The 24343-nt window shown below is 69.9% G+C and carries 23 protein-coding genes; 10 read left to right on the top strand and 13 right to left on the bottom strand.

Annotated features, from left to right (window positions below):
- Window positions 1-47 precede the first annotated feature (47 nt).
- The 5 genes from treZ to KAF39_RS04260 all read right to left on the bottom strand — a co-directional run bounded on the left by treZ (window position 48) and on the right by KAF39_RS04260 (window position 7277).
- Window positions 48-1805 carry a malto-oligosyltrehalose trehalohydrolase gene (treZ, locus tag KAF39_RS04280; RefSeq protein ID WP_210676108.1) on the bottom strand — a complete coding sequence of 586 codons (1758 nt, stop codon included), beginning with the start codon at window positions 1803-1805 and terminating at the stop codon, window positions 48-50.
- Window positions 1802-4150, bottom strand: a complete 2349-nt coding sequence (gene treY, locus KAF39_RS04275) for a malto-oligosyltrehalose synthase (RefSeq protein ID WP_210676107.1) — start codon at window positions 4148-4150, stop codon at window positions 1802-1804. The genes treZ and treY overlap by 4 nt, the downstream gene beginning before the upstream one ends.
- The gene (gene glgX, locus KAF39_RS04270; RefSeq protein WP_210676106.1) at window positions 4147-6321 is read right to left on the bottom strand and encodes a glycogen debranching protein GlgX; all 2175 of its coding nucleotides are present in this window, start codon (window positions 6319-6321) and stop codon (window positions 4147-4149) included. The genes treY and glgX overlap by 4 nt, the downstream gene beginning before the upstream one ends.
- Window positions 6318-6602: a hypothetical protein gene (locus KAF39_RS04265; RefSeq protein ID WP_210676105.1), complete on the bottom strand. Its 285-nt coding sequence runs from the start codon at window positions 6600-6602 to the stop codon at window positions 6318-6320. The genes glgX and KAF39_RS04265 overlap by 4 nt, the downstream gene beginning before the upstream one ends.
- A gap of 105 nt (window positions 6603-6707) precedes the next feature.
- Window positions 6708-7277 (bottom strand): dihydrofolate reductase family protein, encoded by a 570-nt coding sequence (locus tag KAF39_RS04260; RefSeq protein WP_210676104.1) that lies wholly within the window; start codon window positions 7275-7277, stop codon window positions 6708-6710.
- 72 nt (window positions 7278-7349) lie between these two features.
- Between KAF39_RS04260 and KAF39_RS04255 the strand changes: the two genes are divergently transcribed.
- From KAF39_RS04255 to KAF39_RS04230, 6 genes are all read left to right on the top strand, one after another.
- Entirely contained in the window at window positions 7350-7916 is a 567-nt protein-coding gene (locus KAF39_RS04255) for a TetR/AcrR family transcriptional regulator (RefSeq protein ID WP_210676103.1), read from the top strand.
- Between the two features lie 25 nt (window positions 7917-7941).
- Entirely contained in the window at window positions 7942-9126 is a 1185-nt protein-coding gene (locus KAF39_RS04250; protein WP_210676102.1) for an AAA family ATPase, read from the top strand.
- Between the two features lie 731 nt (window positions 9127-9857).
- Window positions 9858-11180: a GAF domain-containing protein gene (locus KAF39_RS04245; protein ID WP_210676101.1), complete on the top strand. Its 1323-nt coding sequence runs from the start codon at window positions 9858-9860 to the stop codon at window positions 11178-11180.
- A 170-nt stretch (window positions 11181-11350) separates the two neighbouring features.
- Complete coding sequence (locus KAF39_RS04240; protein ID WP_210676100.1) at window positions 11351-12901, top strand: aldehyde dehydrogenase family protein; 1551 nt, start codon at window positions 11351-11353, stop codon at window positions 12899-12901.
- Between the two features lie 74 nt (window positions 12902-12975).
- A complete protein-coding gene (locus KAF39_RS04235) occupies window positions 12976-13365 on the top strand; it encodes a DUF779 domain-containing protein (RefSeq protein ID WP_210676099.1) in 390 nt (129 codons plus the stop codon).
- Window positions 13366-13447: 82 nt separating this feature from the next.
- A complete protein-coding gene (locus KAF39_RS04230) occupies window positions 13448-13852 on the top strand; it encodes an arsenate reductase ArsC (RefSeq protein WP_374093332.1) in 405 nt (134 codons plus the stop codon).
- A 7-nt stretch (window positions 13853-13859) separates the two neighbouring features.
- Here the strand turns inward: KAF39_RS04230 and KAF39_RS04225 are convergent, their stop codons facing one another.
- Window positions 13860-14771, bottom strand: a complete 912-nt coding sequence (locus KAF39_RS04225) for a LysR family transcriptional regulator (protein ID WP_210676098.1) — start codon at window positions 14769-14771, stop codon at window positions 13860-13862.
- Window positions 14772-14874: 103 nt separating this feature from the next.
- Between KAF39_RS04225 and KAF39_RS04220 the strand changes: the two genes are divergently transcribed.
- Together KAF39_RS04220 and KAF39_RS04215 are read left to right on the top strand one after the other, a co-directional pair.
- Window positions 14875-16257 carry an MFS transporter gene (locus tag KAF39_RS04220; RefSeq protein ID WP_210676097.1) on the top strand — a complete coding sequence of 461 codons (1383 nt, stop codon included), beginning with the start codon at window positions 14875-14877 and terminating at the stop codon, window positions 16255-16257.
- Window positions 16254-17000 carry a 3-hydroxybutyrate dehydrogenase gene (locus KAF39_RS04215; protein ID WP_210676096.1) on the top strand — a complete coding sequence of 249 codons (747 nt, stop codon included), beginning with the start codon at window positions 16254-16256 and terminating at the stop codon, window positions 16998-17000. The genes KAF39_RS04220 and KAF39_RS04215 overlap by 4 nt, the downstream gene beginning before the upstream one ends.
- A 4-nt stretch (window positions 17001-17004) precedes the next feature.
- Here the strand turns inward: KAF39_RS04215 and KAF39_RS04210 are convergent, their stop codons facing one another.
- Window positions 17005-17643, bottom strand: coding sequence for a TetR/AcrR family transcriptional regulator (locus KAF39_RS04210; RefSeq protein WP_210676095.1), 639 nt, complete (start codon window positions 17641-17643; stop codon window positions 17005-17007).
- A 63-nt stretch (window positions 17644-17706) separates the two neighbouring features.
- On the opposite strand from KAF39_RS04210, the gene KAF39_RS04205 reads away from it, so the two are divergent.
- The gene (locus tag KAF39_RS04205) at window positions 17707-19032 is read left to right on the top strand and encodes a glycosyltransferase (RefSeq protein WP_210676094.1); all 1326 of its coding nucleotides are present in this window, start codon (window positions 17707-17709) and stop codon (window positions 19030-19032) included.
- Between the two features lie 41 nt (window positions 19033-19073).
- Here KAF39_RS04205 and KAF39_RS04200 read toward each other — a convergent pair whose 3' ends face one another.
- From KAF39_RS04200 to KAF39_RS04185, 4 genes are all read right to left on the bottom strand, one after another.
- Complete coding sequence (locus KAF39_RS04200) at window positions 19074-19535, bottom strand: hypothetical protein (protein WP_210676093.1); 462 nt, start codon at window positions 19533-19535, stop codon at window positions 19074-19076.
- Window positions 19536-19840: 305 nt separating this feature from the next.
- Window positions 19841-20944 carry a hypothetical protein gene (locus KAF39_RS04195; RefSeq protein WP_210676092.1) on the bottom strand — a complete coding sequence of 368 codons (1104 nt, stop codon included), beginning with the start codon at window positions 20942-20944 and terminating at the stop codon, window positions 19841-19843.
- On the bottom strand, window positions 20941-21843 hold the full coding sequence (locus KAF39_RS04190; protein ID WP_210676091.1) for a hypothetical protein: 903 nt from the start codon (window positions 21841-21843) through the stop codon (window positions 20941-20943). Before KAF39_RS04190 ends, KAF39_RS04195 begins: the two co-directional genes overlap by 4 nt.
- 79 nt (window positions 21844-21922) lie before the next feature.
- Entirely contained in the window at window positions 21923-22699 is a 777-nt protein-coding gene (locus KAF39_RS04185) for a VOC family protein (RefSeq protein ID WP_210676090.1), read from the bottom strand.
- Between the two features lie 109 nt (window positions 22700-22808).
- Between KAF39_RS04185 and KAF39_RS04180 the strand changes: the two genes are divergently transcribed.
- Window positions 22809-23168, top strand: a complete 360-nt coding sequence (locus KAF39_RS04180) for a hypothetical protein (protein ID WP_307805062.1) — start codon at window positions 22809-22811, stop codon at window positions 23166-23168.
- Window positions 23169-23184: 16 nt separating this feature from the next.
- Here KAF39_RS04180 and KAF39_RS16220 read toward each other — a convergent pair whose 3' ends face one another.
- Both KAF39_RS16220 and KAF39_RS04170 read right to left on the bottom strand, forming a co-directional pair.
- Complete coding sequence (locus KAF39_RS16220; RefSeq protein WP_307805061.1) at window positions 23185-23505, bottom strand: LuxR C-terminal-related transcriptional regulator; 321 nt, start codon at window positions 23503-23505, stop codon at window positions 23185-23187.
- 130 nt (window positions 23506-23635) lie between these two features.
- The gene (locus tag KAF39_RS04170; RefSeq protein ID WP_246878223.1) at window positions 23636-24223 is read right to left on the bottom strand and encodes an Lrp/AsnC family transcriptional regulator; all 588 of its coding nucleotides are present in this window, start codon (window positions 24221-24223) and stop codon (window positions 23636-23638) included.
- Window positions 24224-24343: the final 120 nt, after the last annotated feature.

Raw genomic sequence — 24343 nt, 5'->3', positions numbered from 1 at the left:
CGTCCGCACGTAGAGGGCCGGGTCGACCGCAGAGGGGTGGGTCGACCTCAAGCGACGATGGCGGCGGCGTCGGGGGGGAGTGTCAGGAGTGCGGGGGGGCGCGACGTGGGGACGGTGGCGAGCGGGAGGGTGGCGAGGAGGATCTGGGACGTGGCGGGGACCGCGAACGACGCGGGGGTGGGGGAGAGGTTCACGAGGACGGACACTCCTCCGCGATCGATGCGGTAGACACGGTGCTCGGGGCGGCCGTCCGTCTCGCGGACCTCGACCGTCGTGTGCGCGGAGTCCGGGTCGGTGAGCTCCGGTCGCGCTCGCCGCAGTCGCGCGAGATCGCGATACAGCGTCAGCAGGCGCGCGTGCGTCGGCTCCTCCGCCTCGGCCCAGTCGAGGTGGGAACGGTGGAACGTCTCGGGATCCTGCGGGTCGGGCACCGCATCCGGATCCCAGCCCATGCGGGCGAACTCCGCGGTGCGGCCCTCAGCGACCGCGCGGCCGAGCTCCGGCTCCGGGTGGGAGGTGAAGAACTGCCAGGGTGTCGTCGCGCCCCACTCCTCGCCCATGAACAGCATCGGCGTGCCCGGCGCGGTCAGCGTGAGCACGGCGGCCACCGCGAGCCGGTCGGGGGACAGGGTGGCGGAGAGACGATCCCCGGCCGCGCGGTTGCCGATCTGGTCGTGGTCCTGCGCGAAGGTCACCAGCCGCCAGCTCGGCACCTCGGCCGGGATCGGGGCGCCGTGCGGACGGTCGCGGAAGGACGAGAAGGTGCCGTCGTGGAAGAAACCGCCCTCCGTCACCTTCGACACCGCATCGTCCGCAGCGAAGTCGGCGTAGTACCCGCCGGTCTCGCCGGTGAGGGCCACGTGCACGGCGTGATGCCAGTCGTCCGACCACTGCGCGGTGAGCCCGTAGCCGCCGGCTTCCCGAGGCAGGATGAGCGTCGGGTCGTTCAGGTCGGACTCGGCGATGAGCGTCAGCGGCCGATTCTGCTGTGCGGACAATGCCTCGACACGTTCGGAGAGCTCCTGCAGCAGGTGCACGGGCTGCCGGTCGTGGAGGGCATGCACGGCGTCGAGCCGGAGCCCGTCGACATGGAAGTCGCGCAGCCACATCAGCGCATTGTCGAGGATGTACTCCCGCACGGGCGTCTCATCGAGATTGAGGGAGTCGCCCCACGTGGTGCTCTCCCCCTCGCGCAGGTAGGGGCCGAACAGCGGAAGGTAGTTGCCGCTCGGTCCGAGGTGGTTGTAGACCACGTCCTGCACGACCGCCAGTCCGTGCGTGTGGGCGGCGTCGACGAAGCGCTGGTAGGCCGCCGGGCCGCCGTACTCCTCCTGCACCGCGTACCAGAGCACGCCGTCGTATCCCCAGTTCCAGCGGCCGTTGAAGGCGTTGACCGGGAGCAGTTCGACGTGGGTGACGCCGAGGTCGACGAGATGCGCCAGGCGGCCGATCGCCGCGTCGAGCGTGCCCTCCGGCGTGAAGGTGCCCAGGTGCAGCTCGTAGATCAGTCCCCCCGCCAGCTGCCGCCCGGTCCAGGAGGCGTCGGACCAGGCGAAGGCCGCGGGATCGAACGCCGCCGAGGCCGCGTGCACGCCGTCCGGCTGACGACGCGAGCGCGGGTCAGGACGCAGGTCGTCGCCGTCGTCGAGCACGAAGCCGTAGCGCTCGCCGTCGGCGAGGACGAGGTCCGTCGTCCAGCTTCCGTCGGACGCCGAGGTGAGCTCGCGCTCCTCCGCGGTCGCGCCCGCGGCGTCGAGCCGTCGCATCCGCACGCGCGACGCCCGCGGTGCCCAGACCTCGATCATCGGGCAAGCTCGATCAGGGCGACGGGATACGTGTCGAGCAGCTCCGCCAGCCGCACGGGGCCGGGCGGGATCCGTCGGCCGGTGAGGAGGTCGGTTCCCGGAAGCTCGGGACGCATCATCACCGTGTCGCCCCAGCCGCCGCGGCGCGCGAGCCCCACCGGCAGTCGGGTGGCCACGGCGGTCGCCCCACCGCGGTGCACCGCGACGGCGTGGTCCGCCGCCTCGCCCTCCACCACGGCCGGCCGGTAGAAGCGGAACAGCTCCGGATTGTCGCGGCGCAGGCGCAGCGCCCGCGAGGTCACTAGCAGCTTCGCGGCGCCGGAGTCGTCGATCGGGGGAAGGACGCCCCGCGCGTGATCCGCGTCGAGCCGCCGCAGCAGGCGTGCGCGCAGGGCGAAGTCGACGGGGCGGCGGTTGTCGGGGTCGACGAGGGAGAGGTTCCACAGCTCGCTGCCCTGGTACACGTCCGGCACACCGGGACTCGTGAGCTGGAGCAGCTTGGCGGAGAGGGAGTTCGAGCGACCCGGCCCGATGATCTCGGCGACGAACCGGTCGAGGATCGGCGCGGCGTCGCCCTCCACGGCCCGGGCGATCGCCGCCAGCCCTTCTTCGAACGTCGCGTCGGGGTGCTGCCAGGTCGTGCCCTCGGCGGCCTCGCGGGCGGCCTTGGTGGCGTAGGCGAGGAGCCGGTCGGACGGCAGCGGCCAGGCGCCGACGGCGGCCTGCCAGATCAGCGCGTCGAGCGGGCCGTGCCCGGTGGTGGCGATGCCGCGGAGCTCGTCGAGCACCTCGGCCCAGCGCTCCGGGATCTCGGACAGCACGGCCAGGCGGGCGCGGACGTCCTCCGAGCGCTTCGTGTCGTGTGTGGAGAGCGTGGTCATCGCGTGCGGCCAGCCGGCCAGCCGCGCCCGCTGCGCGTCGTGGAACTCCTCCACGGTCAGGGCGGGGATGGACGGGTCGGCGCCCACCTCGGTCAGTGTTCCGAGGCGCGTGAGACGGTAGAACGCGGTGTCCTCCACGCCCTTCGCCATCACGGCCCCGCTCACCTGCGGGAAGCGCTGCGCGACCTCGAGGGTGGGGTCGACCAGGAGCGGTTCGAGGGCGGCGAAGGCGGCCGCCAGGTCGGGGCGTCGGGGGCGGGCCTCCGCGAAGGCCGTGCGCAGATGCTCGCGGCCCTCCGGGAGGTACGACCGGTAGACGGGGAAGCAGGCGAGGAGTTCGGCCAGGGCGTCGTCCGCGTGCACGATCCCATGGGGGAGCGTGCGGACGAGTCGGCGCACCTCGGCGGCCAGGAGCGTGTCGGCGATCATCCGCTTCGTGTCGTGGATGAGGTCGTGCCAGGGGAGCGCGTCCGGGAGGCCGGTCTCCGCGCGAAGCCGGGCATCCAGCCGATCCAGTGCCGCCACGCCCTCCCGGTCGACGAAGAGCCGGTCGAGTTCGGCCAGCGCGTCGTATCCGGTGGTGCCGTCGGTCCGCCACCAGGCCGGCAGCGCCTCACCCGGTTCGAGGATCTTCTCCACGAGCGTGTAGGCGCGGCCGGTCGCGTCGGCGAGCTGCTCCAGGTATCCGCCGGGATCGACGAGGCCGTCCGGGTGGTCGACACGCAGTCCGTCCGCGAGGCCGGCGCGGATCCAGCGGATGATCTCGCGGTGGGAATCGGCGAAGACGTCCGGACGCTCGACGCGGATACCGGCGAGCTCGGAGACGGCGAAGAACCGGCGATAGGTGAGGTCGGTGTTCTGGTCCTCCCAGAACCGCAGCGCGTAGTGCTGGGCGTCCAGCAGGGCCGGGATGTCGCCGGCCAGAGCCGCGGTGCCGGGAGCCAGCGGCAGTTCGTGCTCGAAGTAGCGCAGCACTCCGTCCGGCGCGTCCGCGGCGGGGGTCGTGTCGACGACGAGCTCGCCGTTCGCGACGACCTCCTCCGGGCTCGCGCCCAGCAGCGGCAGCAGGAGCCGTCCGCCTCCGGCCTCCCAGTCGATGTCGAACGCCGCGGCGCGGCGGGTGCCCCGGCCGAGGCGCAGCACCTCCCACCACCAGGGGTTCTGGCGGGGGACGGCGACGCCGACGTGGTTGGGCACGATGTCGACGAGGATCCCGAGTCCGGCCTCCCGGGCGGCCGCCGCGAAGCGCTCCAGGCCCTCCTCGCCGCCGCGGTCGGGGTCGACGCGGCCGTGGTCGACGACGTCGTAGCCGTGGTTCGAGCCGCGGACGGCGGCCAGCAGGGGCGAGAGGTACGCCCACGAGGCGCCGAGTTCCGCGAGGTACCCGGTGACGTCCGCCGCGGCGTCGAGGGGGAAGTCCTCGCTGATCTGCAGGCGATACGTCGAGACCGGCCTGTGGGTCATGACGCGGCCTGCTCGCTCTGCGCACGGAGGGAGGCATCGACGGAGTCGTCGGTGTCGACGGGCTCGCCGTCGATCTCCTGCAGCACGAGCATGGCTTTGCCCTCGAGCGGCACGGTGTCCCGAGCGCGGAGGTTCCGGTCGCCGAGCTCGCCGGCGGTGTCCACCGCGACGAGCCATTGCGCGCCGTGGCGGTCGTCGGGAAGCGCCAGGTCGACGGGTTCGTCGCCGCTGTTGAAGTACACGAGGAAGTTCACGTCCTCCACAGGGCGCCCGCGACGGTCGTTCTCCCGGATGCCGCGGCCGTTCAGGAACATGCCCACCGAGCGCCCGAAGCCCGAGTCCCAGTCCTCCGGCGTCATGCGGGCGCCGTCGGGTCGCAGCCACACGACGTCCGGGATGCGCTCGCCGTCCTCGTCGGCGACCGGGCGGCCGTCGAAGAAACGGCTGCGGCGGAAGGTCGGGTGCTCATGGCGCAGGCGCGCGACGGCGGACGTGAACTCGACGAGCGGGAGGTCGGCGGCCTCCCAGTCGATCCAGGTGAGCTCGTTGTCCTGCGCATAGCCGTTGTTGTTGCCGTGCTGCGTGCGGCCGAGCTCGTCGCCGTGGGAGATCATCGGCACGCCCTGCGACAGCAGCAGCGTCGCGAGGAAGTTCCGCTGCTGGCGTGCGCGGCGGCGGTTGATGTCGATGTCGTCGGTCGGCCCCTCTGCGCCCATGTTGTCGGAGCGGTTGTGGGATTCGCCGTCGTTGTTGTCCTCGCCGTTGTCCTCGTTGTGCTTCTCGTTGTAGGAGACGAGGTCGCGGAGCGTGAAGCCGTCGTGCGCGGTGACGAAGTTGATGGAGGCGACCGGGCGACGGCCCGAGTGCTCGTACAGGTCGGCGGACCCGGTGAGACGGGAGGCGAATTCCCCGAGCGCCTGCGGCTCTCCCCGCCAGAAGTCGCGGACCGTGTCGCGGTACTTGCCGTTCCACTCCGTCCACTGCGGCGGGAAATTGCCGACCTGGTAGCCGCCGGGGCCGATGTCCCATGGCTCGGCGATGAGCTTCACCTGCGAGACGATCGGATCCTGCTGCACGAGTTCGAAGAACGCGGCGAGGCGGTCGACGTCGTAGAACTCGCGGGCGAGGGTCGCGGCGAGGTCGAAGCGGAAACCGTCGACGTGCATCTCGGTCACCCAGTAGCGCAGCGAGTCCATGAGCAGCTGCAGGGCGTGCGGGTTGCCGGCGTTGAGGCTGTTGCCCGTGCCGGTGTAGTCCGTGTAGTACCGCTTGTCCTCTTCCAGCCGGTAGTACGCCTCGTTGTCGATGCCGCGCATCGAGAGGGTGGGGCCGAGGTGGTTGCCTTCCGCGGTGTGGTTGTAGACGACGTCGAGGATGACCTCGATGCCGGCCTCGTGGAGCGTGCGCACCATGGCCCGGAACTCCTGCACCTGCTGGCCGGCCTGACCGCCGGCCGCGTAGGCGTTGTGCGGGGCGAAGAAGCCGAGGGTGTTGTACCCCCAGTAGTTCGACAGGCCCTTGTCCTGCAGCACCGAGTCGTTGACGAACTGGTGCACGGGCATGAGTTCCAGCGCGGTGACGCCGAGGCGCTGCAGGTGCTCGATGACCGCGGGGTGGGCGATGCCGGCGTAGGTGCCGCGCAGCTCCTCCGGCACCTCGGGGTGACGCTGGGTGAGGCCCTTCACGTGCGCCTCGTAGATGACCGTCTCGGCGTACGGGGTCTTCAGGGGGCGGTCGCCGCCCCACTCGAAGAACGGGCTGACGACGACGCCCTTCGCCATCGCGGCCGCGGAGTCGTCGTCGTTGCGCGAGTCGGGGTCGCCGAAGTCGTAGCCGAACAGGGACTGCCCCCACTCGATCTCGCCGGCGACGGCCTTGGCATAGGGGTCGAGGAGGAGCTTGTTCGGGTTGAACCGCTGCCCCTGCGCGGGGTCATAGGGGCCGTGCACCCGGTAGCCGTAGCGCTGCCCCGGCTGCACCGTGGGCAGGTAGCCGTGCCAGACGAACGCATCGACCTCGGTGAGGGGTACGCGCGTCTCGGTGCCGTCGTCGTCGAAGAGGCAGAGCTCCACGCGCTCCGCACCCTCGCTGAAGAGGGCGAAGTTGGTCCCCTGGCCGTCGAAGGTGGCCCCCAGCGGGTACGCGGACCCGGGCCAGACCTCGCGGCTCATCCGGCGAGGGCGTGGTCGCGCGAACCCGCGGCCATGGCACTGACGATGCCGACGGCATGGTCGTAGTCGTACACCTGAGCGATCTCCACAGCCCGAGGATACGGGTGTCCGAGGTAGCAGACATAGAGGGGTGGCACGACCTCGATGTAGCCGACCGGGTCGCCGTGGGAGACGACGTACCGATCGAAGTCGATCCGCTCGCAGGCCGGCTCGGTCGCGGCGGGGTGGGCCGCGTCGGCGCGCTGCGAGGAGCCAGTGCTGGTGGGGGTGTGGACGTTCATGGCGCCTCCTGACTCGTGATGGGACCACGATAGGAACCGGGGGCGGATCAGAGAACGGTATTGCCAACCGGGCGTCGACCGGCTATGCACCCGATGACGACAGGATCACTCCTCGCGCCGTCGCACGTACTCCGTGACCACGACGCCCGATTCGTAGGCGACGGTCTCCACGGCGTCGAACCGTTCCGGACGGTAGGGTCGCTGGCCGAACAGCGGGATGCCCGCGCCGAACAGCAGGGGCTGCCGTTTCAGCACGAGTCGGTCGATCTCGTCGGCGAGCGTGGCCGCGAGAGAGCCACCGCCGCACAGCCAGATCGCGCCACCATCTTCGCGCTTCAGGCGCTGCACGACCTCGACCGGGTCCTCTGCGGTCACCTCCAGGTTCTCGGCCTCGACGCTGCGGGTGCGGCTGAAGACGATCTGCCGCAGGTGCCGGTACGGACTCGGGAGGCCGCCCACGTCGTACGTGTTCCACCCCATGAGAACGGTGTCGAACACGTCGTTGCGCTGCGGGATGCCGAGCGCCTCGGCGGCGACGGTCGGGAGCGTGTCCGCGAAGCGGGCGTTGATGCCGTCCATGTGGTCGCCCTCCACGAGGAAGGCGTCGAACTCCCCGTCCGGGCCGGCGATGAATCCGTCCAGGGTCACGGCGGCGTAGTACACGAGTTCTCGCATCACTGTCTCCAATCACTACGGCTGTCGCAGTTGAGAGTACAACAGCCGTAGTGATTGCGCTAGGGTGGACGCATGGTGAGGAACGAGACGCGGAGGCGCCGCTTGGCGGATGCCGGGCTGGCCGTGCTCGCTCGCGAAGGGTCGCGCGGGCTCACGCATCGCGCGGTCGATGCCGAGGCGGAGGTCCCCGCTGGCACGACGTCGAACTACTTCCGCAGCAGGGATGCGCTGATCGAAGGCCTCGTCGACCGCATCGGGGAACGCCTGGCTCCGACGCCCGAGGATCTCGAGCAGCGGGCCGGACTCGCGCCCAGCCGCGAGCTGTTCGCCGACTACCTCCGGGACATCGTGCGCCGCCTCACCGCCGATCGCGATGTGACGATCGCCCTGTTCGAGCTGCGGCTCGAGAGCGCCCGCCGTCCCGAGCTCGCGGCCGTGCTCGGCGCCTGGCAGCGGGCCGGCTTCGATGCCGACGTGGCCTTCCACACCGGGGCGGGCCTTCCGGGAGGTCGGCGCGAGATCGCCCTCTTCCATTACGCGATCGACGGTCTGCTGCTCGACCGGCTCATCACCCCGATCGACCCGGAGACCGCGACCGACGATGTGATCGACGACCTCGTGGCCGGGCTGCTGCCCTGACCGCCGCCGCGATAGTGTGAGCGGCATGGTTTCCCAGATCACTCGGATCGAAGCGCGCAACTACAAGTCGCTTGAACAGGTCGATGTCGCGCTGGGGCCGTTCACCGTTCTCGTCGGACCCAATGGTTCGGGAAAAACGAACCTGCTCTCGGTGCTCCGGTTCGTTCGCGACGCGGCTCGGTTTGGGATCGAGGATGCGTTGAGGACTCGAGGAGGATTCGACCGCATCAAGCGGCAAGACGGAAAACAGGGGCGCGTGACGCTAACGCTGCACGGCAACGTGACATCACATGCGTCCACGGGGGCGCCTGATCGCTATCAACTCAGCTTGGGGACGTCCAAGGGCGAGGTCACGCGGCGCGAGGAGTTTACCTATAAGCGTATGGCAGGTCAGGGCCGCCGGATTACGCTTTCAGCTAACGAAACGGCAGTTGCGAGAATCGCGGCCGACGGATCGGATCAGTCTGCACAAACCCGTCGTCTCGCTTCATCCACGACAACCATGCTGGGGACCTTCGCACAACTTAATGATGACGAAGTTGGGCGTGGCCCTAGTGACTTTCTAGATTTCCTCACCGACATCCGATACCTGGATCCCGCTGTACGCGAAGCGCGAGTTCCTTCTCGTCTGCAGAGGGGATCGATCGACGACTCGGCTTCGAACCTCTCGGCAGCGTTATACGAACTTAGTCGCGTGGACCCGGATGGACTTGAGGCGCTTACGAGGGACCTTCGGGACTGCCTCCCAGGGCTAGAAGCCATCGAGTTCAGGCAAGGTGGCGGTTCTGCAGAGACTGTCGTCGTGTCTCTCGTTGAGGCTGGACTAACAAGACCCATCGATCTCGCCGACGCGTCCTTCGGAACTGTGCGGCTGCTCGCTCTATTGACTGCCCTGCACGAACCGAATCCTCCTGCGCTTACCGTCATCGAAGAGGTCGACCATGGATTGCACCCCTACGCACTCGATGTGCTCGTAGGCAGAATGCGTGAGGCGAGCAAGAGGACGCAGCTTCTCGTCGCATCGCACTCGCCGACTTTGGTCAACCGGCTTGAAGCGAACGAAATCGTCGTCTGCGATCGAGATGCCGAAAGCGGTGAGTCCATCATCCCTTCGCGGAGCGCAGCGGAAATCGCGGCTGCTGTCGAGGAATCCGGCTATCTTCCCGGTGAGCTGTGGTTCTCAGGCAGTCTCGGAGGCGTTCCGAATTGACTAGATCGAGCTCTCGTGGAGCCAAGCGTGTAGAAATTCTCATCTTTGGGGAGAATCCCAACGATTCAAAAGCCATCAAGGAACTAGTAGAGCATCATCATCCGGGGCTTCCGAGTGGAGTCACCATCAAGGTGATGCGCGACCCAGTCTCCCTGACCCGTGAGGCAGGTGAACGGGCCCGGCGGGATTGGGTTAGTCGTGTCCGGGCCGTCGTATCTGGCGCAGAAGCGTCCGGGACCACCGTGAGGGCCGTGATCATTCATCAGGACGCGGATGGGCATGACAATGGGATCGAGTCTGAGCGGCGCATCGCGGAGAGTTTCGCGAGGATTGCCGCGAACGCTGACGGCGTGCCAGTCGTTCCCGTAGTGATGATTGAGTCTTGGTGGTTCCTTTACCCCGATGCAGTTGAGAGCCTCAAGTCTTCCTGGCGGGGTTGCATGCCACGTTCAGGGCAGAACGTTGAACGAATCACCTCGCCCAAGAAGGAGCTACAGCGGCTCACTCGAGGGGGAAGGCCCCAGCACCAGTACGCAGAGTCAGACTCGGCCGCGATCGCCGCGAAGATTCGTGAGCTCGGACTGGAACCGCAGGGTTCGTCCGAATCGTATTCGCGGTTCAGATCGAGGGTACTGGCCCTCTGAAGGCTCCACCTCCGCGTCCGCTGTTCCCCCCGACGGGTGCTGCTCGTACACTGAGGGCACGCTCCCGGCTCCAGGAACGGAGAACGCGTGTCTGCGACGTGGCATGATCCGCGGGAGGCGTCGCCGACGGCGTCTCGCCTCCTCGTCGAACGTGCCCACGAGGAGCTCATCGCCGGCAACCTCGACGACCATCGCCTCCGTGAGGTGCGTCCCCTCGTGCGGGAGTCGTGGGAACGCTCCTGGCGCGGTCGCGTCGGGCCGGAGGGGCTCCCGCCGCTCGACCTGCACGAGGACGAACTCGACGCCTATCGCCTGGCCCACCCGCTCGCCTCCGCGATGGACATGATCCGCGCCCTGCTGCTGCCCGGCGACCCCGACGACTCGGGGGTCGTGATCGCCGTGGGGGATCAGGCCGGGCGGCTGCTGTGGATCGAGGGCGATGCCCAGCTGCGGTCCCTCACCGAGGGGATGGGATTCGTCGCCGGTGCGAACTGGGCGGAGGACGCGGTCGGCACCAGCGCCCCGGGCACGGCTCTCGCGCTCGAGCGATCGGTGCAGATCCGCGGCGCCGAGCACTACAACCGTCTCGTGCATCCGTGGTCGTGCTCGGCCGCACCCGTGCGCGATCCGGAGACGCAACGTGTGCTGGGGGTGATCGACATCACCGGCGGGCCGGAGGTGGTCACCCCGCAGGCGCGACTGCTCGTCGATGCGACGGCGCGCGCGGTCGAGTCCGAGCTGCTCGTCGCCCGCCTGCGCGGACGGGCGGAGCCGCCGGCTCGACGGCCGCCGGGCCGGCCGCCGGCCGCACCCACCGCGCGGGCCCGGCTGCACGTCCTCGGCCGCGACCGTGCGCGGTTGGAGACCGCGTCGGCGCACGGGGAGTCGGTGACCGAGCTCAGCGCCCGGCACGCCGCGATCCTCCTGATGCTCGTGGTCCACCGCCAAGGGCTCTCGGCTGATCGTCTGGCGGAACTCGTCTACGGTCCCGGGGTCTCGCCCGACACGTTGCGGCCCGAGATGGTGCGACTGCGCCGGGTGCTCGATCGGGCGGCGCCGGACCTCGTGCCCGAGTCCCGGCCGTATCGTCTCCCCGTCCCGATCGAGACCGATGCGCACGACGTGCTGTCCCTCCTCGACCGCGGTGCCCACCGGGTGGCTCTCACCGCCTACCGCGGCCCCGTGCTGCCGGAGTCGGCGTCGCCCGGCGTCGAGGACTTCCGGGACTCCGTGCGCGCGGCGCTCCGCGAGGTGATGCTGTCGGGGGCGAGTCTCGACGTGCTGCTCGCGTACGCCGACACCCCCGAGGGGAGCGAGGACGCGGAGGTGCTGCGGCTCGCGTTGGAGATGCTGCCGGCGCGCTCGCCGCGTCGAGCCGGCCTCGTCACCCGGATCGAGCGCCTCTCCTGATTCGAATCGCCTGATTCGCGCGATGTCGGCCGCGGATGCAGCAAGGTGCGCCATTCGAACCGGGTGCAACCGCCTGCAACGTTGCGCATCGGGAGTGCAACGGGCGGCGGCCTAGCGTCGGGGGAACACCGCGGCATCGACGCCGTGGCGCCCCCGTCGAAGGAGACCCCATGACCATCGTCGAAGAAGACGTGTCCCTCGCCTACGCCGCACCCGGGCAGCCCGGAGCGGTCGCGGACTATCGGCCCCGCTACGGCCACTACATCGGCGGCGAGTTCGTCGAACCCGTCAAGGGCCAGTACTTCGAGAACATCAGTCCCGTCAACGGCAAGCCGTTCACCGAGGTCGGCCGCGGCACCGTGGAGGACGTCGATCGCGCCGTGGACGTCGCCTGGAAGGCGTTCGCGGGCTGGGGCAAGACGAGCCCCGCGGAACGCTCCGTGATCCTCAACCGCATCGCCGACCGGATGGAGCAGCACCTCGAGGCGATCGCCGTCGCGGAGACGTGGGAGAACGGCAAGCCGGTGCGGGAGACCCTCGCCGCCGACATCCCCCTCGCGATCGACCACTTCCGCTATTTCGCCGGCGTGCTGCGGGCGCAGGAGGGCGGCATCAGCCAGCTCGACGAGAACACCGTCGCCTATCACTTCCACGAGCCGCTCGGCGTCGTCGGGCAGATCATCCCCTGGAACTTCCCGATCCTCATGGCCGTGTGGAAGCTGGCCCCCGCGCTCGCCGCGGGCAACTGCATCGTCATCAAGCCGGCGGAGCAGACGCCGGCGTCGATCCTGTTCCTGTTCGACATCATCGGCGACCTGCTGCCGGCCGGTGTGGTGAACATCGTCAACGGCTTCGGGATCGAGGCGGGTGCCCCGCTCGCGCAGCACAAGCGCATCCGCAAGGTCGCCTTCACCGGGGAGACCACGACCGGCCGCCTCATCATGCAGTACGCGTCGCAGAACCTCATCCCGGTCACGCTGGAACTCGGCGGCAAGAGCCCGAACGTGTTCTTCGAGGACGTCGCACGCTCCACGAGCGACCCGTTCTACGACAAGGCGCTCGAAGGGTTCACGATGTTCGCACTCAACCAGGGCGAGGTCTGCACGTGCCCGTCGCGGGCGCTCATCCAGCGCTCGATCTATGACGGCTTCCTCGCCGACGGGCTGGAGCGGGTGCAGAAGGTGGTGCAGGGCAACCCGCTCGATCCCGCGACGATGATCGGCGCGCAGGCCTCGAACGATCAGCTGGAGAAGATCCTCAGCTACATCGACATCGGGAAGCAGGGCGGGGCCCGGCTGCTCACGGGAGGCGAGCGCGCCGACCTCGGCGGCGACCTCAGCGAGGGCTTCTACGTGCAGCCGACCGTGTTCGAGGGGACGAACGACATGCGGATCTTCCAGGAGGAGATCTTCGGTCCGGTGCTCTCGGTCACCTCGTTCGACGACTTCGACGACGCGATCTCGATCGCGAACGACACCCTGTACGGCCTGGGCGCCGGCGTGTGGAGTCGCAGCGGGGACACCGCGTACCGCGCAGGCCGGGCGATCGAGGCGGGTCGCGTCTGGACGAACACGTATCACCAGTACCCGGCCCACGCCGCGTTCGGCGGGTACAAGCAGTCGGGCGTCGGGCGGGAGAACCACAAGATGATGCTCGACCACTACCAGCAGACGAAGAACCTCCTCGTCTCGTACGCGGAAGGCCCGATGGGCTTCTTCTGATCGTCGGCGCCGCGGTGCCGGACGGCGGGCCACGGCCCTCGTCCGGCACCCGGGCATTCCCGGAAGGAGCCCCCATGAACGACTCGTCCGTTCCCGATCGGGTCGCGGTGACGGAGGCGGCCGCCGCCCTCGTCCGCGAGCTCACCGCGCAGCACGGCCCGCTCATGTTCCACCAATCCGGCGGCTGCTGCGACGGCTCGGCGCCCATGTGCTATCCGGTGGGGATGTTCCTCACCGGTCCGGGCGATGTGCTCCTCGGCACCATCGACGTCGGGCTCGACGATCCGGTCGAGGTCTTCATGTCGGCGGCGCAGTTCGAGTACTGGAAGTACACGCATCTGACGATCGACGTCGTCCCCGGCCGCGGTGCCGGGTTCAGCGTCGAGGGGCCGACGGGCATGCGCTTCCTGATCCGGTCGCGGATGCTCGACGCGGCAGAGCTGGCCGGCCTCGGGCTGGCCTGAGCGTTCGAATCGCTCGATCGGTCGCATCTCGGCCGGAAACGTAGCAAGGTGCGCAACTCGAACGGGATACGCTGGCCCCATCGTGAACGCATCGCACACCCCCTCCGTCCTCTTCGTCTGCGTGCACAACGCGGGACGCTCGCAGATGGCAGCCGGATTCCTGCGGGAGCTCGCCGGCGACCGCATCGAGGTGCGCTCGGCCGGGTCGATGCCCGCTGCCGAGATCAACCCCGTCGCGGTGGCGGCGATGCGGGAGGTCGGCATCGACATCACGACGGAGCAGCCGAAGGTGCTCACGACCGAGGCCGTGCAAGCGTCGGACGTCGTGATCACGATGGGCTGTGGCGACGCGTGCCCGTTCTTCCCGGGGAAGCGTTACGAGGACTGGGTGCTCGACGACCCCGCCGGCCAGGGGATCGACGCGGTCCGGCCGATCCGTGACGACATCCGCCGCCGGATCGACGCCCTCGTGGCCGAGCTGCTCTGAGCGGCCCTCAGCCGACGCCGTCGAGCATGGCCTTCGCGGCCCGCGTGCGGGAGCGGAGGGCATCGGCGAGGGCGGCGACCGCCGGCAGACGCAGCGACTCGGGGCGGGCGACCATGAAGTACGGCAGCTTCTCGGCGAAGACCTCGGGCAGCAGACGCACCAGGTCCGGGTGCCGGTCGGCCGCGAAGCACGGCAGCAGACCGATCCCGGCGCCCGCGCGGGTGGCTTCGACGTGCACGAAGACGTTGGTGGAGGTGAGGCCGTCCTGCATGCCGGGGACGAGCCGGCGGGGGAGGTCGAGCGCGTCCACCTGGAGCATCGAGTCGACGAAGTACACGAGGCGGTGCTGCTCCACCTCGGCGCGCGATGCCGGGGTGCCGGTGCGGTCGAGGTAGTCCCGCGCGGCGTACATGCCGAGCGTGTACGTGCCGAGCTGCACGGCCTGCGCGCGGCGGGTCTGCGGGGCGCCCACGACCACCTCCAGGTCGAGCCCGGCGCGGTGCTCGGCGGCTCTTCGTGTGGCGGCGACGATCTCGACGGTCAGCCGCGGGTGCGCGCGGCGCAGCTCTGCGATCGCGGGGGCGGCGATGTACGCACTGAACCCGTCGGTGGCGGACATGCGGACGACGCCCGCGATCGGGTCCGGCGTCTCGCCGGGTGCGGAGTCGAGCTGGGACAGCGCCGCCTCGATGCGTCCCCCGGTCTCGGCGGCGGTGCGCCCGAGGTCGGTGAGCTCCCATCCGGACGCGGACTGCGCGACGACCCGTCCGCCGAGCGCGTCCTCCAGCGCGGCGATGCGGCGCGCGACGGTCGTGTGGTCGAGGCCCAGGTGCGCGGCGGCGCTGGTGTACCGGCCGGTGCGGGCGACCGCGAGCAGTACGAGCAGATCGTCGGCTCGAGGCCTCTTCGCCGCATCCATGCTGCAATTATGCACAGCCGCTGCGCGTCACTGGGCATTGCTGCAACTCGTCCCCGTGCCGACACTGGAACGGATGTGTCACCGTCGACACCGAAGGAGAGAAATGACCGCCCCCACCCGCGCCTCCGGTCACCCCGCCGCCCCGTCCTCCTCGAAGCTCAGGCGCGTCGTCGTCGCCTCCATGGCCGGCACCGTGGTCGAGTGGTACGAGTTCTTCCTCTATGCGACCGCCGCCAGCCTCGTCTTCGGCACCTACTTCTTCCCGGCCACCGGATCGCCGCTCGACGGCATCATCGCCGCTTTCGTGACGTATGCGGTCGGCTTCATCGCGCGGCCGCTCGGCGGCATCGTCTTCGGTCAGATCGGGGACCGTTTCGGCCGCAAGCCCACGCTCCAGGCGACGATCATCATCGTCGGTGCCGCGACGTTCCTCATGGGGTGCCTCCCCGGATTCCAGAGCATCGGCTACTGGGCGCCTGCGATGCTCGTCGCGCTGCGGTTCATCCAGGGCTTCGCTGTCGGCGGCGAGTGGGGCGGTGCCGTCCTCCTCGTCGCGGAGCAGAGTCCCGACCGGTCCCGGGCGTTCTGGTCCAGCTGGCCGCAGGCGGCGGTCCCCGTCGGCAACCTCCTCGCCACGCTCGTGCTCCTCGTGAGCTCGTGGGCGATGAGCTCGGCGGCGTTCCTGGAGTGGGGCTGGCGCATCGCGTTCTGGCTCTCCGCGGTGATCGTCCTCGTCGGCTACTACATCCGCCGGAACGTCGAGGAGGCACCGATCTTCCTCGAGGCGAAGGCGCAGGTCGAGGCCGAGAAGGCGACGTCCTACGGCGTGGTCGAGGTGCTGCGCCGGTACCCCGTCGGGATCGTGCAGGCGATGGGGCTCCGCTTCGCCGAGAACATCGTGTACTACATCGTCGTCAGCTTCACGATCGTGTACTTGAAGACCGTTCACGAGTACGACACCAGCCAGCTGCTGCTCGCTCTGCTCATCGCGCACGTCGTGCACTTCGCGATCATCCCGCAGGCGGGGCGGCTCGCCGACCGCTGGGGCCGCAAGCCGGTGTACCTGACCGGTGCGGTCCTCAGCGCCACCTGGGCCTTCTTCGCCTTCCCGATGTTCGACACCCTGAATCCGGCGCTCATCGTGCTCGCCGTCACCATCGGCCTCTGCTTCCACGCGTTCATGTACGCGCCGCAGCCCGCGGTCATGGCCGAACTCTTCCCGACGCGGATGCGGTACTCCGGCGTCTCGCTGGGGTCGCAGGTCACCGCGATCCTCGCCGGGTCGCTGGCACCGATCCTCGCCATCCAGTGGCTCCGGGACTTCGGCTCCTGGCTGCCGATCGCGCTCTACATCGTGTTCGCCTGCATCGTCACGGCGATCGCCGTGCTCTCGCTGCGGGAGACGAAGGGGGCGTCGCTCCAGGCGATCGACGACGCGGACGCCGCCCGCATGAACGCCCGTGCGGCGACGGCGAGTGCCGGATGACGGCTCTCCAGGGCCGGCGTGCTCTCGTCACGGGCGGGGCGAGCGGCATCGGCGCCGCCTGCGCGAGGGCCTTCGCGCAGGCGGGAGCCCGCGTGACGGTCGCCGACATCGACGGCGCAGCGGCCGAGGTGCTCGCCGACGAGATCGGCGGGAGCGCCTGGGCGATCGACCTCACCGATCGGGACGCACTGGCCGAGGTCCGCCTCGACACCGACATCCTCGTCAACAACGCCGGCGTGCAGCACGTCAGCCCGATCGAGGACTTCGACCCGGCCCGCTTCTCGCTCCTGCTGCAGCTGATGCTGGAGGCGCCGTTCCTGCTGACCCGCGCAGTGCTGCCGGGGATGTACGAGCGGGGCTTCGGGCGGATCATCAACATGTCGAGCGTCCACGGTCTCCGCGCCTCGCCGTTCAAGGCGGCCTATGTGGCGGCCAAGCACGGCCTCGAGGGCCTGTCGAAGGTGACGGCGCTGGAGGGTGCCGCGCACGGCGTCACGAGCAACTGCATCAATCCGGGCTACGTGCGGACGCCGCTGGTGGAGCGGCAGATCGCCGACCAGGCGCGGGTGCACGGCATCCCCGAGAGCGAGGTGCTGGAGAAGGTGCTGCTCACGGAAGCGGCGATCAAGCGCCTCGTCGAGCCGGAGGAGGTCGCCGGTCTCGCCGTGTGGCTCGCCGCCGACGCCGCCGGGATGGTGACGGGGGCGAGCTACACGATGGACGGCGGCTGGTCCGCGCGGTGAGCCGTCACGCCGACGGAGAGGCCGCGGCGAGCACAGCGCTCCGCAGCCAGGAGCGATAGCGCTCCGGCGACCATCCGGACTGCACGACGAGCTGCTGGTAGCTCTCCGGCGAGAGCAGGAACGACAGCACGTCGGCGAGGGCGTCGCTGTCGTGGTCGGAGCCGACGATTCCGCGGCGCTGCAGTTCGGACGCGAACCCGCGGTAGTCCGCGGCCCGGTTTGCGAGGATGCGCTGCAGGGCGGCATCGACGATCGGGTCGGAGAGCGCCGCGCCCAGGAGGACCGTCCAGAGTGCATGCCCGCGTTCGTTCGCGGCGCCGATCTGCGTGATGACCGCGTCGAGGAAGACGTCGTCGGGCAGGGACGTCAGCCCCGATCCGGCTTCGGTGTCGGCGAGGGTCTCCGCGGCTTCCGAGCCGGAGAAGGTGACCTCGAACGCGGCGATGAGGAGTTCCGCCTTCGCCGCCGTGGTCTTCACCGTCTCCGCGGAGACGCCGGCTTCCCTGGCGATCGCGGAGATCGTCGTCGCCTGGTATCCCTGTGCGGCGAACAGGCGGGCTGCCGCTGTGACGATGCGCGCGCGGGTCTCTTCCGCTTGGCGGGTCCGCAGGGCGGAGCGGTAGGGGCGTGCGGATGAACTCATTGACTTTCCTCAGAGGGTGATGAATACTTCAGCAGTACAACCAACCCTATCGAGAGAGCCGCCATGTCCCGTTACCTCCTCACCTGCACCCCGGCCCACGGGCACGTGCTCCCGCTGCTGCAGGTCGCCAGGCACCTGGTCGCGGGCGGGCACGAGGTGCTCTTCCTCACCAGTGCCCGCTACGCGGAGCAGGTGGCGGCCGCGGGCGCGCGGTTCCGTCCGCTGCCGGCCGGGGCCGACGTCGACCTCGACGACGCGAACGGCGCGTTCCCCGAGCGCGAAGGTCTCACCGGCGCGGCCGCGCTCCGGTTCGACATGAGCACGCTCTTCATCCGGCCCGGGCGGGCGCAGCTCGAGGCCGTGCGTGTCGAGCTGGCGCAGAACCACATCGACGCCGTGCTCACCGAGCCGCTGTTCGTCGGTGCCGCGCTGCTGCAGCGGCTACCGACGACCGAGCGGCCGCCCGTCGTGGTCCTCGGCATCTTCCCGCTCGGTGCGCGCAGTGTCGACACGGCCCCGTTCGGGCTCGGAGTCACGCCGATGGGTGGCCCCCTCGGCCGGATGCGCAATGCGTTCCTTCGTGCGGTCGCGGAGCGGGCGATCTTCGGCGGCGTGCAGAAGGAGGCCGATGCGATGGCCCGCGAGGCGGTCGGCCGCGATCTCGGCGGGTTCGTGCTCGACTGGGCCGGTCGTGCCGATGCGTACGTGCAGTTCTCGGTGTCCGCCTTCGAGTACCCGCGCTCCGACCTTCCGGCGTCCGTGCATTTCGCCGGTCCTCTCCCGACGGCGCCCTCGGCCGTGCCGCTGCCGGATTGGTGGTCCGACCTGGACGGGCGGCGTCGCGTGGTCCACGTGAGCCAGGGCACCATCGCCAACACGGACTTCGGTCAGCTCGTGCTGCCGACCGTCGCCGGGCTCGCCCGGGCGGACGTGCTCGTCGTGGTCTCTACGGGCGGCCGTCCTGTCGACGCGCTCCCGGCGGAGCTGCCGGGCAACGTCCGCGTCGCCGAGTATCTGCCCTACGACCGGCTGCTGCCGCAGGTGGACGTGTTCGTCACCAACGGCGGATTCGGTGGGGTGCAGCAGGCGCTCGCCCACGACGTCCCTCTGGTGGTCGCGGGGCAGACGGAGGACAAGGTCGAGGTCTCCGCCCGGGTCGGGTGGACCGGCGTCGGCGTCAACCTGCGGACGAATGCGCCGAAGCCGCGGCAGGTCGCCGAGGCGGTCCACCGCGTGTTGTCCGAGCCGATGTTCCGCGACCGCGCCCGGCAGGTCGGGCAGGCCATGCGCACTGCGGATGCCTGGGGGACGCTCGATGCGGTGCTGGCCGGGATGACGACACGGCGGCCTGCGATGGAGCAGGCTCCGAGCCGTTCTTCGGAACGGTAAGGGGGACCTGGCGGTGCATCCGGTCCCCCTTCGGAAGTGGCTCAGGTGAGGCGTGTGCCTCTCGCCTGTGTCGTGCGTCGGCTCCGCGCCGCTCCGGACTGCACGGCGGCGAGCACACCCCATGCGATGAAGTGGAACGCTCCCAGTGCGACAACCGTCTCGGGGAGCGTCGAGAACGTCGTTGTGTCAGAGCTGGACAGTGTGAGCTGCACGATGATCGCGGTACTGATGCCTCCTCCGACCAGCGCCGCGAGGAAGCCGATGGCGACGGTCACCCCCGTGCGTCCCCAACGACCGCTGGCGACCATCGCCAGGAGAGGTGCGGCGACGGACCACACGGCCAGCGGGATGCTGAAAATCTGGTAAACGCCCATCATGCCGAGCGTCGATGCGAGGTCGAAGGGCACTCCGTGCACGAGGACCCCGAGCTGCACTGCCGAGCCGGCTCCCCACGAGAGGATCAACGCCCAGACTGCGGCCCGGGGACCGATTCTGCCGGTCACGATCTCGCTGCGTGGCTGTTCACGGGCTCCATACGTGCGAGCCTCTCACGTTCGCGCTGACCGCGAAGGCATCCTCTGGCGCTGATCCGCGGGAAAGAGCATTCCCGCGCATGGACGCAACCGGGTGCAACGTCCGCTGGTATACCATCCGGGTACCGCCGCGCAGCGTCAGTCCCCAGCTGACCACGGGCGGGACGGCAGAGCCGTCACTGCGGAGGGAACGTCGAATTCCTTTCGATCCCGAGGGGGGATGGGGTGGGCGTCGGTTCCCCAGAACGACACCCACCCCCACATCGGTCTCGCCGTCAGTTCCAGCGGCTGAGCATCCAGACCACCGTGACGCCGATCATCACCAGGATCGGCACCCAGGTGCCGGTGCGCTTGAGGCGTCGCCCCTGCGGAGCGACGCCCGGCGGGGGCGTGAGCATTCCGGCCGGCGGGGCGAACGGGAGGGCGTGTCCGCCCGCCGGCGCCGCGATCCCGGGGTGCGCGGCGGCGAGGCGGTCGTCGCGCCATCGCGCCCACTGGTCGAGCTTCGTCAGGAGCGCTCCGACGGCTCCGAACAGCCAGGCCCAGGTCGCGGGGTCGAGCGTGGAGGCGCGGCGGGGCGTGTAGAGGAACAGCCAGTCGTCGACGATCTCGACGTCGAGCTGCGCGGCATTGTCGATGAACCGCGCCATGATGTCGGGCGTGAAGAGGTAGAGCGCATCCTGCTCGTAGCCCTCGGGGCAGTACAGCGTGAAGTGCTGGTCGAAGTCGCCCTCGAGGGACAGCCGCTGCGCCCGCTGGAACGACGCCGGCAGGTTGGAGCCGAAGCCGTTGTTGCCCTTCGCGTCGAGCACGATGTTCGGCAGCGGCACGTCGAGCTTCACGGCCACGTAGCCCCACCGATACGTCGTCGAGTTCTTCCCGGACTGCACCGTGTACTGATAGTTGCCGAATTCCACGAAACGGGGAGTGGTCCCTCGCACGAGATCGGTGGCCAGGCGGGAACGGCCGAGATGGAAGATCATGCCGGGGAGGGGCGGATCGTCGATCCGTGGTTCGTAGGTCATGCCGTTCGCCTCGGCGAATCGGTGCAGGCGATACCGCCGGATGCGTCCGTTGCGGACGCCCATCCAGATGAGGGCCCCGACCCCGGCCGCCACGAGCACGAGCAGCGCGAGGGGGATCGCCGCGGCGGTGGGGGAGCCACTGGTCGCGGCGAGTGCGAACACCGCCGAGACGAGGATCGGGAGCAGCACGATCCCGGCGAGTGCGATGGCCACGATCGCGATGATCGTCGACGCGGTTGGGCCGCTCGTCCGACGGGAGCGCAGGGCGCTCGTGAAGGCACGGACGGCGGACGGGTCGACCGGGTCGGTGAGCGGGCGGGCGTCGAACGAGGCCGATGCCTGCGGCGACATCATCGGTTGACCTCGTCGGCGTCCCAGGTGAGGTCGGCGCCCTCGCGCAGAGCTTTCGCCTCCAGCCGTTCATCCGTGCAGATCGCGCGGATGAGGTCCGGGGTGCCCGCCACGATCGTGGAGTCGTAGTCGATCTCCGACACCATCACCCAGGCGCGGTCCTGCGGCCAGAGAAGGTTGGGGCTCTGCGCGGCGGGCGGGAAGCCGTGCTCCTCGCCGACCCGGTCGCGCCACGGCACGCCGAGCACCCAGTCCGGGTCGGCGAAGGCCCTGGCGCCCCCGGAGAACAGCACGTAGTCGCGCCCGGGGAGCTGCAGCCGCGGCCCCTCGGAGATCTCACGCGAGAGGATGCCGTCCTGCCAGGTGGGCTTGCGGAAGACGTTGTTGAAGGGGTCGTGGATGCTCCGGTCGAGCATCGCCTGATGGTGCGGGTCTTCGCTGGACGTGAGGAAGACGCGGGACGGCCCGCCCCCGAAGAAGCCGACCAGCCCGCCGAACCCCTCCCACAGCGCGACGACGCCGTCGTCCGGCGTCGCGGTATGGGCGGCGAGGTGCCCGGCCAGGATCGCCAGGAGGTCGCTGTCGAGCGCGCCCTCCAGCGGTGCCGTGAACTCGCGGCCGTCCGGAGCGATGCGGGACCGCCAATCGGCGTCGGCGGGCGTGCGCACGATCCGGTGCCATTGCGCCTCTGCGTGCATCGTCGTGCCGAAGGCGGCGGCCGTCTCCGCCCAGCTCACGCGCACGTCCGAATCCGCCGACGGGGTCTCCCGCACGGTGGCGGGATGGAAGATCCGGGCGTATGCGGGGAAGCCGCGGGGGACGACTGCGTGCATGCTGCCGAGACCGTCGTCGAGGGTCTGGCGCAGCCACGTGCCGACGCCGGGGTCTGCGATCCACTCCATTGCACACACGCTACCGGGGGCATGCCCGGCCGGCCGGTGCGGCACCGGCGCGGCCCGCGCCGCACCGGTGCCGGGTCGCTCAGCTCGTGGCGAGGGCGATCAGGCCGAAGACCTCGCCCTGCGGTCCCTGCACGACGGTGGCGCGTCCGAAGGGGGTGTCCGACACCGGAACCCGCAGCTGCGCACCCAGCTCCTCGGCGCGCGCGGCGCTGGCGTCGACGTCGGCGGTGGCGAACCAGGTGAGCCAGTGGTCGGGCGCGCCGGCCGGCAGCTCGCCGTCGCGGAGGATGCCGCCGACCTCGGCGCGGTCGCCCGCACGGGTGAAGGTCGCGTAGACGAATCCCTCACCGCCGACGTCGCGGTACTCGTAGCCGAAGACGGCCGCATAGAAGGCGCGCGCTGCGGCGTCGTCCCGCGCGTGGAGCTCGTTCCACACCAGGGCGCCCGGCTCGTTCACCCGGCCCGCACCGATGTGGTCGCCGGCCTGCCACAGCCCGAGCACGGCGCCGCCCGGATCGGCGACGATCGCCATGCGCCCCGAGGTCATCACGTCGAACGGCTCCGCGATCACCTGACCGCCGGCCGCGGTGACGGCACGGGCGGAGGCGTCCACGTCGTCCGTGGCCAGGTACGTGGTCCACACGGTGGGCGCACCCGGGTCCTGCTTCGGGCCGATCCCGGCCACGGCGGCCCCGTCGAGGGTGGCGAGCAGGTAGCCGCCGGACTCCTCGCCGCCGGAGGAGTACTCCCATCCGAAGAGGGCGGCGCAGAAGGCCGTCGCGGCCGTCACGTCGCCCGCGCCGAGGTCGACCCAGGTGGGCGTTCCGGCCGGCCAGGGGTCAGTGCGAGTGGTCATGGGATCTCCTTTTCTCAGGCGCCGATCCGATCGGGCGCACCGGAGAGACGCGCGATCGGCCATCTCATTACGCGCGGTCGGCGGATCGGTGATCCCCCATAATCGAGGAGTGACTGCCACCGCGACCCTTCCCTCCCTCGACGGCCGACGATTCCGCATGGTCTCGTCCACGACCTCCGCCGTCGACCCCGATGCCCCCAGCGTCTTCGAGTACTTCGAGCGCGACGGTGCGATCTGGGGCGGTTACGAGGGCGACACCGTCACCTTCGGGAAGTTCGTCGGCACGCGCACCGGTGACACGATCTGGGTCTCTTTCGTCCATGTGCTCAAGGCCGACGGCACGGTGGTGACGGGGGACGGCGAGAGCGAGCTGGAGCTGACGGACGACGGCCGCATCCGCCTCGTCGAGCACTACGAGATGCACGGCCTGCCCCAGCTCAGCGTCGTGGAAGAGATCGTCGCGGGCTGAGGGCGCCCGCCCGACGTCAGAGCAGACCGAGAGACCGTGCCGCCCTCCGCGCGCCCGCGCGGTCGTCGATGCCGAGCTTGCGATAGATGTTCCTGACGTGCGTCTTCACCGTGTTGTAGGACACGAACTCGCGGGTCGCGATCTCGCGAAGCGTCGAACCGCGGCCGAGTGCGACCAGGACGACGCGCTCGCGCTCCGTCAGTTCTCCGCCCGATGCCGCGGCCGGCGTGGTCGGCGGCTCCGTGGCCCACAGGGGCGCGGTCGTCGCGGTCTGCGCGGCGATGAGCCGGGCGCTCACCGGGGCGGGGACCGCGGATGCTGTGGTCGCTGTCGACACCACAATTCCTCCATGCGAGTGGGAAAGACGTCGCCCCTCGGGTGGGGCGGAACACTCTACGGGTAACACGTTACCGTGCGGAGACGGAGATCGGGTGCGTGCGGCCGCGCGGAGGCCGTCGCCCGCCGCCTCAGCGCGGAGGCAGCGCGTCCCGCCCGGGGGAGGCGGGAGTCCAGCGGGTCATGCCCAGCGGCACCTCGGTCTGGCGCTCGGGGAGGTCGCCGGGGAGCAGGTACGGGCGCCGGATCACCTCATCGAGGACGACGACGCTCACCACCGTCCGCACCTCGGGGAGCTGGGCGATGACACCGGTCGAGAACTCGTGCACCCCGCTGACGTCGACGGCGCGGATGAGCAGCATGGCGTCGTGCTCGCCGGTGGTGATGGCGCACCATTCCACGTCCGGCATCTCGATGATGCGCTCCCGGAACGAGGCCCACGCCTGCGGCATGACGGTCACGAAGACGAGTGCGCCGATCGACAGTCCCGCCTTGGCCTGATCGACCCGGGCGCTGAAGCCGGTGATGACCCCGTCGTGGACGAGCGACTCGACGCGGGTGTAGGCGCTGGCACGCGAGATGCCGACCTTCTCGGCGAGCGCGGCGATCGAGACGCGACCGTTATCGCGGAGCACGTCGAGGATTCTGTACGCCGTCTCATCCAAGGGGGCGGCACTTCGTCCAGATCGCTTCGGCGAATCCGCGTCCTTGCTGGACATATTGCTCCTCACGTCCGAGGTCGATGACAATGCGTGCCTGTGTGACGCGCACTTGCTGGACACATCGTCGCATATGATGCGAATCTGATCCCTGGTCGTCCACATTTGAGGCGATCGAAC

This window comes from Microbacterium sp. BLY, assembly GCF_017939615.1.
In the GTDB taxonomy this organism is placed as follows: domain Bacteria; phylum Actinomycetota; class Actinomycetes; order Actinomycetales; family Microbacteriaceae; genus Microbacterium.
The sequence above is the reverse complement of the archived record's forward strand: the minus strand, read 5'-3'. Positions and strand labels throughout refer to the sequence as shown.